This is a genomic window from Bacillus sp. Cr_A10, from assembly GCF_029222665.1.
Taxonomy (GTDB): domain Bacteria; phylum Bacillota; class Bacilli; order Bacillales_A; family Planococcaceae; genus Psychrobacillus.
Genome location: NZ_JARHXR010000009.1, coordinates 103,171 through 117,394, shown reverse-complemented (window position 1 = coordinate 117,394; position 14,224 = coordinate 103,171). Strand labels below are relative to the sequence as shown.

The following is a 14,224-nucleotide window of genomic DNA, read 5'->3' as shown; positions in this document are numbered from 1 at the left end:
AAAAAAAGCAGCCCATTATGGCTGCTGTTCTTCGTATGCTTGTATTATTTTTGCAACTAATGGATGACGGACGACATCCCCTTGTTCCAAATACTGAAAATGAATACCTGAAACATTACTTAAAATTTTCTCTGCAATGATCAATCCTGATTCTGCCCCTCTAGGTAAATCAATTTGGGTTTTGTCTCCAGTGATAACCATTTTAGAACCAAATCCAAGGCGTGTTAAAAACATTTTCATTTGCGCTTTAGTTGTATTTTGAGCTTCATCTAGAATCACAAATGCATCATCAAGGGTTCTTCCTCTCATATATGCAAGAGGCGCTATCTCAATCGTTCCACGCTCGATTAAACGCTCAGTTTGTTCCATTCCAAGAACATCATGTAACGCATCGTATAACGGTCTTAAATAAGGGTCTACCTTCTCTTTTAAATCTCCCGGTAGAAATCCTAAACTTTCGCCGGCTTCCACTGCAGGACGTGTTAAAATGATTTTTTTGACGTGTGCATTTTTTAAAGCTTGTGTAGCCATTACAACAGCTAAATAAGTTTTACCAGTACCTGCTGGTCCAATTCCAAATGCCAAATCAAATTTTCGAATACCTTGTATATATTCTCGCTGACCAATAGTTTTTGCCCGAATTGCTTTTCCTTTTGTATTTCTAGCGATTTCTTCATCATACAAGCCAGAAAAATATTCAATAGTTCCATTCATACTCATTTCAATCGCAGAAGAAACGTCACGCAAGTTAATATTAATACCTTTATGAATGACTGATAAAAGTTGCTCCATTAACTTTTTTGCTTCATCTACATTTTTTTCTTCACCAACAATACGAATTGTTTCCCCTCGAGTAATCAATTGTACTTTCAGTTCTTCTTCAATAAGCTTTACATTTTTATCTGATATACCTAGAAGCATTACAGCTTCAGTTGGGTCTTTTAAAATAAGATCTAATTGTGTAATTTCGCTCATGCTTCGTCTCCTTGGGGTATTACTTGTGGAATCGCAATATTTTCATTTATCAAAAATAATACTTTCCCTTTTACTTTATCATTTTGAATGGTCACCTGTAAAATTTTATCCTCCAGTATTTGAGTATCGGCAGGTAGCTCGTTAATTATCTTTTGATAAAGTAATGGGCGTATTAATTTTTCCATCGATTGTTCATCCAATAAAAACTTATTTTCTTCCGAAAGTTGCACATAACCTACTTCCAAATATTTTTGTAAAGGTTTAGGTAGAACAACCTCTTTCCAAAACGTCGTTTTTTTCTCACTCTTTTTTTGTATTACTAGCTTTCGCTCACTGGGTTTAACGATACTTACTTGTTTTGGTAATTCAAATTCAAGCTCAATCCAATAACTTGCAAATACCTTACCTTCTGCACTAGTAATAATTCTTTTATCTCCCTGCGTTACAAAACCATTAACTAAAATGTCTCCTTTTTTTACACTAACATTTTTTTCTATTGCCCTTACCCCTTTTATTAGCTCAAAATCAGTTACGACACCACTTCTTTTTGCTATTAAATGGATAGAGGGAGCATCTTTAATAACACGCTCTGTCTGAGTTGGTGCTAACATCGGCGTTACAGTTAATTTTGATCCTGATTTTGTAAAATGCACCCAAGAGTATTCTTTATGTTTTAGTAATAGTTTTTGCCTAATCTCTTGCTCCGATGGTATTTTAGAAGCAAGCATTCTTTCTTTAATGCTTATTTCCTTTAATTCTTCATAAATCAGTACATTGTTTTCTGGAGATTCAGATTCAATTTGTATCGTCCAAATGAATTGCGCAAGTATAACAGGAATCAATAAAAATATGATCACGCCTACTATTGAGATAGCATATGGTTGAATGATTCCTTTTTTTCTTTCATCTACTAAATAAACAGGAAGCTTTAATGACCTCCTTACTTTACGAAAAACTGGTAAGTCCTTTCTTCGAATAGAAAAATAAAAGTACTTTTCTGTACTGTAGACCTGATACACGACAATATTAACTGAAAATAACCGTTGAAATAATAGATGCTGATCTACTTTAATCGGCATCCTTACTTGAATTAGCTGCTGCATTACATTTTTTCCTTCCTCGTAATTTTGAAATGACTAAGATCTTCTACTTGCAAACATAGTCGCTCCATTGATATTGACTTTATCTTTAAAGTAGTGGCTTGAATTTCTAAAAGGAAATCATCGTATGCACAGACTAAATTATTTTCTTTTAAACGGAGGATGGTAAATTCATTATCTAACGTAATCTCACTGAAATCTTCCATCATAATACTCGCATGGAGTGGAAATAATTTTTTCAAAAAAACACCCCTTTACATGATTTTATGCATGTAAAGGGGTGTTCATGAGTTATCTTCTCGATTTTGGTGGTGCTAGTATTTCAGAGAACACAATTGCTTTAACTAAATCATCTTTGGAATTAGGAATTATATTAATATCCGGTCGTGATACTTTTTGTTCCTTATTTTCCTGATGAACGGAAAGTCTACCCGTAGATCGAGGTTTGCCCTGATTTCTCATAACTTCTCGTTCTACTTTTTCAACAAGGACAAGTGCCTTCTTTACTTCTGGGGACTTTCTATCCAATTGTTTTTTTTGATCATCCATAAAATCCTTTGCAAAATCGCCAAGATCCTTAAACGGATTATCTTTTACTGGTTTCATTGGTTGTTGAGTTTGTTTGACAGGCTTTTGCTCTGGTTTCTTTTTCTTTCCAACCAAACTACTAATGATCGCCATTATAATGATGACAATAATACTTTCCAAGGAGAAAACCTCCTATCCATTGTTTCTTAGTCTTTCAACTCATCCGTAGAAGTTTTTTCTCCTCCGACTTTACTTATGGAATCTCTCATCGTAGTGTCTGCTTGAATATTTTTATAGTTCATATAGTCCATCACACCAATATTACCTTCGCGCAAAGCTTCAGCCATTGCAAGTGGTACTTCTGCTTCTGCTTCAACTACTTTCGAGCGCATTTCAACTACTTTCGCTTTCATCTCTTGTTCAGAAGCTACAGCCATTGCACGACGTTCTTCTGCTTTAGCTTGTGCAATTTTCTTATCTGCTTCCGCTTGCTCTGTTTGAAGTTCAGCACCGATGTTTTTGCCTATATCAACGTCCGCGATATCGATCGATAGAATTTCAAATGCAGTTCCTGAATCTAATCCTTTAGCTAACACCGTCTGCGAAATTAAATCTGGGTTTTCTAGAACACGTTCATGACTAGTGCTGGAACCGATCGTACTAATAATACCTTCCCCTACACGTGCTACGATTGTTTCTTCCCCAGCTCCCCCGACTAAACGGTCAATGTTTGCTCGCACTGTAATTCGAGCCTTTGCTTTTACCTCGATACCATTCATAGCAACCCCTGCAATAAATGGAGTTTCAATAACTTTTGGATTTACCGACATTTGTACTGCTTCTAAAACATCACGGCCAGCTAAGTCAATTGCAGCCGCACGTTCAAATGTTAAAGCAATGTTCGCTCGGTGAGCAGCGATTAATGCGTTAACTACACGGTCAACATTACCACCAGCTAAATAGTGACTTTCTAACTGGTTTATCGCAACATTCAAACCTGCTTTATGTGCTTTAATAAGCGGATTTACGATACGAGAAGGTATAACTCGACGTAACCTCATACCTACTAATGTAAATATGCTAATTTTAACTCCAGCAGCAAGTGCTGAAATCCATAATGCGATTGGAAAAAATGTAAAAAATACAGACAGCACTATGAATGCCAGAACGATTACAATTATTAAAGAAATCATACTTCCACTAATCATTCTATTTCCTCCCCTTCAGATATTTCTCGTACAACTATACGAGAACCCTCTACTTTAATAATAACAACTTGTTTGTTTTTTTCTACAAAACTTCCATCAGAAACTGCATCTATTCGCTCATCACCTATACGTATCGTTCCGGCAGGTCTAAGGGGAGTCATTGTTACTGCTACTTTACCAATTAACTCAAGTCTATTTACATTGGAAACATACCCTTGTTCAGTAGTTGTAGCATCCGAGAGAATTACTTTATTTAATACTTTTAATTGTTTACCAAAAAACTTCATTATAATCACCATTCCCACTATAGCTACTGTTAAAGCAATTAAAACAGATATACTCATTTGTACAATATTGCCTCCTGCTAGTATTATACTAGTAATAATAGCAGCTGCCCCTAATATACCACTAATTCCTCCGGGCAAAAAGAATTCAGCAATTAATAAGATTACTCCAATAACAAAAATGATAATCGTTTCGTACCCAGCGAGTCCTGCAACTAAATGTCCAAAAAAGAAAAGTGTTAATGATACAAGTCCCATCGTTCCAGCAACACCGAAACCAGGAGAATACAACTCTACTATTAGTCCTAAGCTTGCAATAGATAAAAGAATAGGTACTATAATCGGGTGAGTAATGAACCTAGCAATTGTTTCAGTAATCGTTTGCTCCGTTTCAATAATCTGTGCATCCGCTAGTTTCGTCACTTCTAGTAATTCTTCCATTGAACTAACTGTTCCATTCGAGTACTTTACTTTTAATGCATCTGCAGAGGTAAGCGTTAACAATTCACCTTTTGGAGCATTAAACTCTGGTAAGTCAACACTTTCATCTGCCATCGCTTGTGCATATATTGGATTTTTTCCTGTTCGGTTAGCTGCGTTGATCATTTTAGCCTTCCATGCACTTCTCGCTTTTACATCTGCAGCATTTCCACTGCCGTCAATTACAGCTGCCGCACCCATCGTCCCATTTGGAGACATGTATATTTCATCTGTATGTAGTGCTAAATATGCTCCTGCTGAAAGTGCTTGTGAATTAATATAAGCTATTTTTCGAATAGAGGTTGAGTCAAGTAAGTTCACAATATCTTCCGCAGAATCTACAAATCCTCCAGGAGTATTAATCTCAAAAATAATAGCATCTGCACCTGCTTCTTCCGCATCATTAATGGATCTTTTTAAAAAAGCATATAAACCTTTTTCAACTTCTTTATATACAGGAATTTTATAAACTTTCGGAGCGTCTGCAGTAATAGAAGGAACAATCATGAAAAATGATAAAAGCAATAAGCAAATTGAAGTAATATATCGGAACAATTTCATCCTTAAACCTCCCTTCTTCTATATGTATATAATACTTTACGGAGTAGAATGAAAAAAGTTTCAAAAAAAAATAAACCGAGAAAATAAATTTTCTCGGTTTACATACTTGTAAATTTTAATCATAATGTACGTGTTTTGAACGTAGGGATGGTTGGGATTAATTTACCACTTACGTTTACGTGCAGCTTCTGATTTCTTTTTACGTTTCACGCTTGGCTTCTCATAAAACTCGCGCTTTCTTACCTCTTGAATTGTACCACTTTTAGATACAGTACGTTTGAAGCGGCGAAGAGCATCTTCAAGCGATTCGTTTTTGCGAACGACAGTTTTTGACATCTCTCTTTCCCTCCCTCCGAACACACGTCAAGTACATAACCAGTTGTTATGTACTAAAAAATTATATCGTATTGTTTACAAATGGTCAATACATACAACTAAATTAATAATCAGAATTACTTGTTAGACCTTGCATAATTTCTACTCCTGAACTTGCTCCAATTCTAGAAGCACCTGCATCTACCATAGCTTGTAAATCTTCTAGGCTACGAACACCGCCAGAAGCCTTGACACCAAGGTCTTGACCAACAGTATCTCTCATAAGTTTAACAGCTTCAACTGTTGCTCCACCAGTTGAAAATCCGGTAGAAGTTTTTACAAAGTCTGCTCCAGCTGCTTTAGATATTTCACTTACTTTTACAATTTCTTCATTTGTTAATAAGCAAGTTTCTAAAATAACTTTCACAATTGCTTTTCCTTTAGCTGCTTCTACCACTGCAGCGATATCTTTTTGGATAAAGTCATAGTCTGCATCTTTTAATGCACCTACATTAATAACCATATCTATTTCTTCTGCACCATTCTCAATTGCATTTTTTGTTTCAAATGCTTTTACTTCAGTAGTGCTTGCGCCTAATGGAAACCCAATCACTGTACATACTTTAACTGGACTATCCTGTAAAAGTTTTGCGCTTAGCTCAACCCAAGTAGGATTTACACATACTGATGCAAATGTATATGTTTTAGCTTCCTCACATAATTTTTCAATTTGATCTTTTGTAGCATTTTGTTTTAATAATGTATGATCAATTAATGCTGCAATATTTTGTGTCATTTGTATTCCCCTCTCGGCAGTTGTCCGTACCTCTCAATCATAATAGAGATTATGAAAAAAAGCCAGTGCGATAAATTCACTGACTTTTTTTATTATACTAACTCTTCTATTTGGTCTAGCACACGTACAAATTGTCCTTCGTTATAAGGATAGCCAGCCTTTGTAATTTTTACACGAACTAATTTTCCAATCAAATCTTCAGATCCAGGAATGACAACTTTTAAATAATTATCTGTATAACCTTCATACAAATTTGAATCTGAATCCAATTTATATTTTTCTTCTGGGATAATCTCTAATACTTCACCTTCAAATCGAGAAGCATATTCTACTGCAAGTTGATCATTTAATGTAATTAAACGATGCACACGCTCATTCTTCACTTCTTCTTCTACTTGATCTTCCATTCTTGCAGCAGGTGTACCTGTCCGCTTAGAATACGGGAAAACATGAAGTTCAGAGAATTTTTGGTCACGAATAAAATCATATGTTTCCATAAATTCTTCTTCTGTTTCACCTGGAAAACCTACAATTACATCAGAAGTAATAGCTAAATCAGGTAAAGCCTCTCTTAATCGGTCTAAACGATTTGCGAAAAACTCCATTGTATATTTTCTACGCATTCTTTTTAAAACAGTATCTGAACCGGATTGTATAGGGATATGCAAATGTCTCACAACAATTTTTGAATCTCTTAACACATCAATTACTTCATCCGATAATTGGCTTGCTTCGATTGAACTAATACGAAGACGTTTTAATCCTTTTACATTATTTTCAATGTCTCTTAAAAGCTGTGCCAAATTATAATCTTTTAAATCTTCTCCATATCCACCGGTATGAATGCCTGTTAATACAATTTCTAAATAACCTGCATCCACTAGCTGTTGAGCTTGGTGAACTACTTCTTCTGGGTTACGTGATCTCATGAGGCCACGAGCCCATGGGATAATGCAAAAAGTACAAAAATTATTACAGCCTTCCTGTATTTTAAGGGAAGCACGTGTGCGATCTGTGAATGAAGGGACGTCCAACTCTTCATATACTCGATTCTTCATTATGTTTCCTACTGCATTAATAGGAGTTCGTTCAGACTTATATTGTTCAATATAATCTAGCATTTTTGTTCGTTCTTGTGTTCCCACTACAATATCTACACCTGGGATTGCCATTATCTCTGCTGGTGAAGTTTGTGCATAACAACCAGTAACACAGATTACAGCATCAGGATTTTGACGAATTGCTCGACGTATTACTTGACGACTTTTTTTATCGCCTGTATTAGTTACTGTACAAGTATTGATAACATATACATCCGATTGTTTTTCAAAATCAGTGCGTTCATAACCATTTTCTTTAAATAATTGCCATATAGCCTCTGTTTCGTAATGATTAACTTTACAGCCTAATGTATGGAATGCTACGGATGACATATCCTTACACCTCTTTCATTCATATTCATAGGAAATTGCAGCAAGCGCATATAACGGGGCAGTTTCAGTTCTTAAAATTCTTGGTCCAAGTGAAATTGGTTGAAAATCATTTTCTAGTAAGACTTTTACTTCAGAGCGATCTAATCCACCTTCGGGACCAAATACAATAAGTATCGATTTTTTATCATACACCTTTTTTAATTGCTCAGCAAACTTTTGACGTTGCTCGTGTTTTGCATCTTCTTCATCTGCTACAAACTTCACATCGTATTTTTGGGCAATTTCTAAAAGTTCATTTAAGTTAATAGGGCTATGTATAGTTGGTATTCTAGAACGATGCGATTGTTCAGCTGCTTCTTTCGCAATCTTTTGCAAACGAACGAGCTTCTTTTCGTTTTTTTGTTTGTCCCATTTCACAATTGACCTTTTCGCTTCATATGGATAGAGTGTATGCATTCCAAGTTCTGTTGCTTTTTGAGTAATCATTTCTAACTTATCACCTTTAGGTAAGCCACATACTATGGAAACTTTAATAGGCATTTCGTTTGAACTAGTTTGCTTATCGACTATTTGCAAAACGACTGCCTTTGAAGTCCCCTCCATGATTTTCATCGTATAAGTAAAGTTCTCCGCGACTACATATACTTGATCTCCGGGTGACATGCGCATCACTTGTATCATATGATGCGCATCCTCGCCGGTTATTGTAATCAAATTATTATCATTTATTGGTTCATCCGTAAAATAACGTTGCATAACAATCTCCTTATAGAAGCGGTTTTTTTGAAATGATTGTTACCCAATCTTCCATCATCATCACTTCTTCAATTTCAAAGCCAGATTTTTGCAAAGCATTTTTCACATCTTCTTTTTTGGCAGAGATTATACCTGAGGTAATATACAAGCCTCCATCTTTGACAATAGAAAAGGCGTCATCTGTAAACGTCATAATAATTTCAGCTAAAATATTTGCAACTACAATATCTGCCTGCTCATTTACACTATCAAGTAAATTACCATGCGTTACCTTTACCACATGGTCTACATTATTAATTGTGATATTTTCTTTTGCAGAAGCTACAGCCACTTCGTCCAAATCAAGTGCATGTATAGATGTTGCGCCAAGTTTAGCTGCTCCAATTGAGAGTACCCCAGACCCAGTTCCTACATCTATCACTTTTGAATTCGGTTGGACAGTTTTTTCTAAAGCTTGAAGGCACATAACTGTTGTAGGGTGAGTACCTGTTCCAAAAGCCATTCCTGGATCTAATTCAATTATTAACTCATCTGTACTAACTCGTTCATAATCTTCCCAAGTCGGTACGATTGTAAATCGATTGGATATTTTTACAGGATGATAGTATTTTTTCCAAGCAGTTGCCCAATCTTCCTCATCCACTTCTTGCACAGTAACAATATTGTGTCCAATATCGATATTAAAATTTTGTAAGTTATTAATCGCAAGCTTGATCTCTTCTACCGTTTCTAATAGAAAGCTAGTCTCTGCTAAATAAGCTTTTACACGAACCCCGTCAACAGGGAAATCTTCCGGATTTAAATTATAGATTTCACCGAATCGATCTTCTCTTTCTCTAACTAATTCCTCTGAGTCTTCAATGACTACCCCACTCGCACCAGCTTCATGCAAAATATTACTTACGGCGTCTACTGCTTCAATTGTCGTATGAATAGATAGTTCAGACCATTTCACCCTGCGCACAACTCCTTTATTCACCTTTTATCGTTCTTTTTATTTTATCAAATAACGAACTACCTTGCTCTTCTGGAATGTCCCCACTGATCTCAGCAAATTCACGAAGTAGTTGTTTTTGTTTTTCTGTCAATTTTTTAGGAGTGATTACTTTAACGATAACGTGTTGATCTCCGACTCCGTAACCATGAACATTTTTCACGCCTTTTCCTTTTAAACGGAATTTTGTTTGTGATTGAGTTCCTGCAGGAATCTTTAATTTCACTTTCCCTTGTACAGTAGGCACTTCAATTTCATCACCTAAAGCTGCTTGGGCATAAGTTAATGGTAATTCATAATAAATATCATCGCCATCTCGTTCGAAACGAGGATCAGCTTTAACACGGAATACAATATATAAGTCTCCAGCAGGACCACCATTTACACCTGGTTCCCCTTGACCACTTACGCGAAGTTGTTGACCATCATCAACTCCGGCTGGAATTGTGACTTTAATTTTTTTGCGTTTATTGACAGTACCTTTTCCATGACAAGTTGAACATTTATCTTTAATCATTTTACCAGTTCCATGGCAGTGATTACATGTGCGTTTAGTTTGTATACGGCCAAATGGTGTATCTTGGGTCACATTCACTTGACCTGCACCATTACAATGCGTACATGTTTCTGGATGTGTTCCTGGTTTTGCCCCAGTACCTGAGCAAGTATCACAATTTTCTTCTTTTGAAATTTCTATTTCTGTTTCTTTACCAAAAACTGCTTCTTCAAACTCGATGGTCATAGAATATTGAAGGTCATTTCCTTTTCTTGGAGCGTTTGGATCACGTCGGCGAGAGCCACCCCCTCCAAAAAATGAACTGAAAATATCTTCAAAGCCAAAACCGTCTGCTCCGCCACCAAAACCACCAAAGCCTTGGTTAGGGCCAGCATGACCAAATTGATCATATTGCGCACGTTTTTGATCATCACTTAACACTTCATAAGCTTCCGAAATCTCTTTAAACTTTTCCTCTGCGTTTGCTTCTTTATTAATATCAGGGTGATATTGTTTGGAAAGCTTACGATATGCTTTTTTAATCTCATCTTGTGAAGCACTTTTTGATAAACCAAGCACTTCATAATAATCACGTTTATTCATAGTTCACTCTCCTGCTCTGTTAACCTACACATAAAGATTATTGTAACACGGACAAAATCCGAATAGCAAAAAACTTATTTGTCGTTTCTAAGCTAAACAGTAAGAAAAGCCAAAGCCGAATTCGGTCTTTGACTTTTCCCACCACTCACATTACTTGCCTATCTAGTCTTACTTATCTTTATCGTCTTTTACTTCTTCAAATTCAGCATCTACTACACCATCGTCAGCTTGACCGCTATCTGCTTGACCTGCATTAGCAGCTTCTGCTTGTGCTTGTTCGTAAAGTTTCATTGTAAGTTGTTGAACGATTTCGTTTAATTTATCTTTTTTAGTTTTAATGTCTTCTAAGTTACCAGCTTCTAATGCTGCTTTTAACTCTTCTTTTGCATCTTCGGCAGATTTTTTCTCTTCTTCAGATACTTTATCTTCTAGATCTTTTAATGTTTTTTCTGTCATGAATACTAGTTGATCTGCTTCATTTTTAACTTCTGCTTCTTCTTTACGAGCTTTATCTGCTTCTGCATTTGCTTCTGCTTCTTTTACCATACGTTCAATTTCTTCATCGGAAAGTGAAGAATTCGATTGAATTGTAATGTTTTGTTCTTTTTGCGTTCCTAAATCTTTTGCTTTAACGTTTACGATACCGTTTTTATCGATATCAAATGTTACTTCAATTTGTGGAACTCCACGTGGTGCTGGTGGAATATCCGCAAGTTGGAAGCGACCAAGTGTTTTGTTATCTGTTGCCATTGGACGTTCACCTTGTAAAACATGAATATCAACAGCAGGTTGGTTATCAGCAGCTGTAGAGAAAACTTGAGATTTTGATGTTGGGATTGTTGTATTACGTTCAATTAGTTTTGTGAAAACTCCACCCATTGTTTCAATACCTAATGAAAGAGGTGTAACGTCAAGAAGAACAACGTCTTTCACATCTCCAGTTAATACTCCACCTTGAACAGCAGCACCCATTGCTACTACTTCATCTGGGTTAACACCTTTATGTGGTTCTTTACCAGTTTCTTTTTTAATTGCATCTTGTACAGCAGGAATACGAGTAGAACCACCTACAAGAATAACTTTATCAATTTGAGATGAATTTAGACCAGCATCTTTTAGCGCTTGGCGAGTAGGTACCATTGTACGCTCTACTAAATGAGCTGTTAAATCATCAAATTTTGCACGAGTCATTGTTACTTCTAAGTGAAGTGGTCCAGCTTCCCCTGCAGTAATGAAAGGAAGAGAGATTTGTGTAGATGTTACACCAGACAAGTCTTTTTTCGCTTTTTCTGCAGCGTCTTTTAGACGTTGAACAGCCATTTTATCTTGAGATAAGTCAACACCATTATCTTTTTTGAATTCTTGAACTAAATAATCCATTATTACTTGGTCAAAGTCATCCCCACCAAGACGATTATCACCAGCTGTAGCTAATACTTCAAATACTCCATCACCAAGTTCTAGGATAGATACGTCAAATGTACCTCCACCTAAATCGTACACAAGTATTTTTTCATCATGATCCATTTTATCTAGCCCATAAGCTAGCGCTGCAGCAGTTGGTTCGTTAATAATACGTTCAACTTCAAGACCTGCGATACGACCAGCATCTTTTGTAGCTTGACGTTCAGCATCATTAAAATATGCAGGAACTGTAATAACAGCTTTCGTTACTTTTTCACCTAAGTAATCTTCAGCAAAACCTTTTAAGTATTGAAGAATCATTGCAGATACTTCTTGTGGAGTATATTCTTTATCTTCGGCAGTTACTTTTTCATTCGTACCCATTAAACGTTTAACAGATGAAATTGTATTTGGATTTGTAATAGATTGACGTTTAGCTACTTCCCCAACTTGTTTTTCACCATTTTTAAATGCTACAACAGATGGAGTTGTACGATTACCTTCTGGATTCGGAATTACTTTTGGTTCTCCGCCTTCTAGTACAGATACACATGAGTTTGTTGTTCCTAAGTCAATACCAATAATTTTAGACATATATTTTTCCTCCTAATTTATAACTGATATAAGTAAGTATCGATTATTATTCGTTTACCTTAACCATAGTAGGTCGCAGTATTCTATCTTTTAACTTATACCCTTTTTGTAATTCTTGAAGCACGATTCCTGACTCTTTTGAATCGTCCTTTTCTTGCATTACCGCCTGATGGAAGTTTGGATCGAATGGAACACCTTCTGCCTCAATTACTTCAAGGCCTTCTTTCCCAACTGCATCAAGTAAAGTGCGATATACCATTTCTACACCTTTTACTAAAGACACAGCCTCTTCCGATGTTACGTTAACTGCAAGTGCACGTTCAAAATTATCAAGTACCGGTAAAATATCTGTTAGAACAGATTGAGCGCGGTATTTATAATCTGATTCTTTGTCTAATTGAACTCTTCGTTTATAATTTTCGAAGTCTGCTCTTAAACGGATCGCTTTATCTTGTTCTTCCTCTAATTGTTGTTTAACAAGTGTGAGTTCGTCTACTTCAACTACTTCTTCCACACTTTCTTCGTTAGCTACTTCTTCGTTATTTTCATTTGATTCTACTTCTAGACTTTCTTCTACGATTTCATCTTTTTGTTTTGACATGTCCACAACTCTCCTTATCCATGATGACCACGTAATATTCTAGATAGTTCTCTTGATAAATCAGTACTCATTACATCCAGTAAAGAAACTACACGCTTATAATCCATCCGTGTAGGACCAATAATTGCGATTGATCCCATCTGTTCATCTCCTATTCCATAGGAAGCTGTTATAACGCTACAGTCCTCCATTGCGAGGTGATTATTTTCAGATCCTATTCTTATCTGAATTCCTTTTTTATCAACAGGAAAAATACTAGGTATTTGGTTTACATGATCCATCAAGTACATTATACTACGTGCTTTTTCTAAATCATTAAATTCTGGTTGATTTAACAGTTGCATTTTTCCACCGTAGTATACTTTATCCTTCTGCTCTATCGTCATCGCTTTGTTCAATGAACTAAGGAGATTGTTAAAATGCCCGACTCTTTGTTTTAATAACGTGCTTGTAACAGCCTCTAATTTCATAGGAACTTCATGTACATGTACTCCTATTAAGCTGTCATTTAACAAATTAACCATTCGTTCAATGTCCGATGTATTATAGCTTTCAGGAATAGAAAATACTCGATTTTCAACGTGTCCGCTATCTGTGACGATAATGGCAACAGCCGAATCTTCTGAAAGTGGCACAATTGAAAAGCGTTTTACTCGATGCTTTCGAACATCCAACCCTAATAATATGGAGGTGTAATTCGTCAGTTCAGACAAGATATTTGCTGACTTCCGAATGATTTGCTCCGTCTCCACCATTCTTTCTTCAAAGACCGAACGAATTTGCTTAATCTCATCTTTCGAAACTCGTTGTGGAGTTAACATATTGTCTACATAGTAACGGTACCCTTTTTCTGACGGTACACGACCAGACGAAGTATGTGTTTTTTCTAAATATCCCATATCTTCAAGATCTGCCATATCATTTCGAATAGTAGCAGGACTATATGGAACTTCCTCCTTTTTCGAAATCTGACGAGATCCAACTGGTTGAGCGGTTTCAATAAAATCATCTACCGTTACTTGCAATATTAATAATTGCCGATTAGTTAGCATGATTATCACCTCTGTTAGCACTCGTTCTATGAGAGTGCTAATAC

15 protein-coding genes are annotated in these 14,224 nt (G+C 36.1%); all 15 read right to left on the bottom strand.

The features are described 5' to 3' along the window. Positions 1–15: 15 nt before the first annotated feature. The 15 genes from P2Q73_RS07505 to hrcA all read right to left on the bottom strand — a co-directional run bounded on the left by P2Q73_RS07505 (position 16) and on the right by hrcA (position 14,180). Entirely contained in the window at positions 16–975 is a 960-nt protein-coding gene (locus tag P2Q73_RS07505; protein WP_053588843.1) for a PhoH family protein, read from the bottom strand. After that, entirely contained in the window at positions 972–2,078 is a 1,107-nt protein-coding gene (locus tag P2Q73_RS07500) for a sporulation protein YqfD (protein WP_053588842.1), read from the bottom strand. The genes P2Q73_RS07505 and P2Q73_RS07500 overlap by 4 nt, the downstream gene beginning before the upstream one ends. Beyond that, the gene (locus tag P2Q73_RS07495) at positions 2,078–2,317 is read right to left on the bottom strand and encodes a hypothetical protein (RefSeq protein WP_053588841.1); all 240 of its coding nucleotides are present in this window, start codon (positions 2,315–2,317) and stop codon (positions 2,078–2,080) included. Before P2Q73_RS07495 ends, P2Q73_RS07500 begins: the two co-directional genes overlap by 1 nt. 49 nt (positions 2,318–2,366) lie before the next feature. Next, positions 2,367–2,783, bottom strand: coding sequence for a hypothetical protein (locus tag P2Q73_RS07490; RefSeq protein WP_275785475.1), 417 nt, complete (start codon positions 2,781–2,783; stop codon positions 2,367–2,369). A 26-nt stretch (positions 2,784–2,809) separates the two neighbouring features. After that, the gene (floA, locus tag P2Q73_RS07485; protein ID WP_156316844.1) at positions 2,810–3,796 is read right to left on the bottom strand and encodes a flotillin-like protein FloA; all 987 of its coding nucleotides are present in this window, start codon (positions 3,794–3,796) and stop codon (positions 2,810–2,812) included. 11 nt (positions 3,797–3,807) lie between these two features. Then, entirely contained in the window at positions 3,808–5,136 is a 1,329-nt protein-coding gene (locus tag P2Q73_RS07480; protein ID WP_053588838.1) for an NfeD family protein, read from the bottom strand. A gap of 162 nt (positions 5,137–5,298) precedes the next feature. Beyond that, the gene (gene rpsU / locus P2Q73_RS07475) at positions 5,299–5,472 is read right to left on the bottom strand and encodes a 30S ribosomal protein S21 (protein WP_004227078.1); all 174 of its coding nucleotides are present in this window, start codon (positions 5,470–5,472) and stop codon (positions 5,299–5,301) included. 103 nt (positions 5,473–5,575) lie between these two features. Beyond that, positions 5,576–6,247, bottom strand: coding sequence for a deoxyribose-phosphate aldolase (gene deoC, locus P2Q73_RS07470; RefSeq protein WP_275785380.1), 672 nt, complete (start codon positions 6,245–6,247; stop codon positions 5,576–5,578). A gap of 92 nt (positions 6,248–6,339) precedes the next feature. Beyond that, positions 6,340–7,680: a tRNA (N(6)-L-threonylcarbamoyladenosine(37)-C(2))-methylthiotransferase MtaB gene (gene mtaB, locus P2Q73_RS07465; RefSeq protein WP_053588836.1), complete on the bottom strand. Its 1,341-nt coding sequence runs from the start codon at positions 7,678–7,680 to the stop codon at positions 6,340–6,342. 15 nt (positions 7,681–7,695) lie between these two features. Further along, on the bottom strand, positions 7,696–8,436 hold the full coding sequence (locus P2Q73_RS07460; RefSeq protein WP_275785376.1) for a 16S rRNA (uracil(1498)-N(3))-methyltransferase: 741 nt from the start codon (positions 8,434–8,436) through the stop codon (positions 7,696–7,698). 10 nt (positions 8,437–8,446) lie between these two features. Then, entirely contained in the window at positions 8,447–9,391 is a 945-nt protein-coding gene (prmA, locus tag P2Q73_RS07455; RefSeq protein ID WP_053588834.1) for a 50S ribosomal protein L11 methyltransferase, read from the bottom strand. Between the two features lie 16 nt (positions 9,392–9,407). Next, the gene (gene dnaJ / locus P2Q73_RS07450) at positions 9,408–10,529 is read right to left on the bottom strand and encodes a molecular chaperone DnaJ (protein WP_056831637.1); all 1,122 of its coding nucleotides are present in this window, start codon (positions 10,527–10,529) and stop codon (positions 9,408–9,410) included. Positions 10,530–10,697: 168 nt separating this feature from the next. Then, the gene (gene dnaK, locus P2Q73_RS07445) at positions 10,698–12,527 is read right to left on the bottom strand and encodes a molecular chaperone DnaK (protein WP_053588832.1); all 1,830 of its coding nucleotides are present in this window, start codon (positions 12,525–12,527) and stop codon (positions 10,698–10,700) included. A gap of 46 nt (positions 12,528–12,573) precedes the next feature. Next, the gene (gene grpE / locus P2Q73_RS07440; protein ID WP_056831635.1) at positions 12,574–13,128 is read right to left on the bottom strand and encodes a nucleotide exchange factor GrpE; all 555 of its coding nucleotides are present in this window, start codon (positions 13,126–13,128) and stop codon (positions 12,574–12,576) included. 14 nt (positions 13,129–13,142) lie between these two features. Beyond that, positions 13,143–14,180, bottom strand: a complete 1,038-nt coding sequence (gene hrcA / locus P2Q73_RS07435; RefSeq protein ID WP_275785369.1) for a heat-inducible transcriptional repressor HrcA — start codon at positions 14,178–14,180, stop codon at positions 13,143–13,145. Between the last annotated feature and the right edge of the window lie 44 nt (positions 14,181–14,224).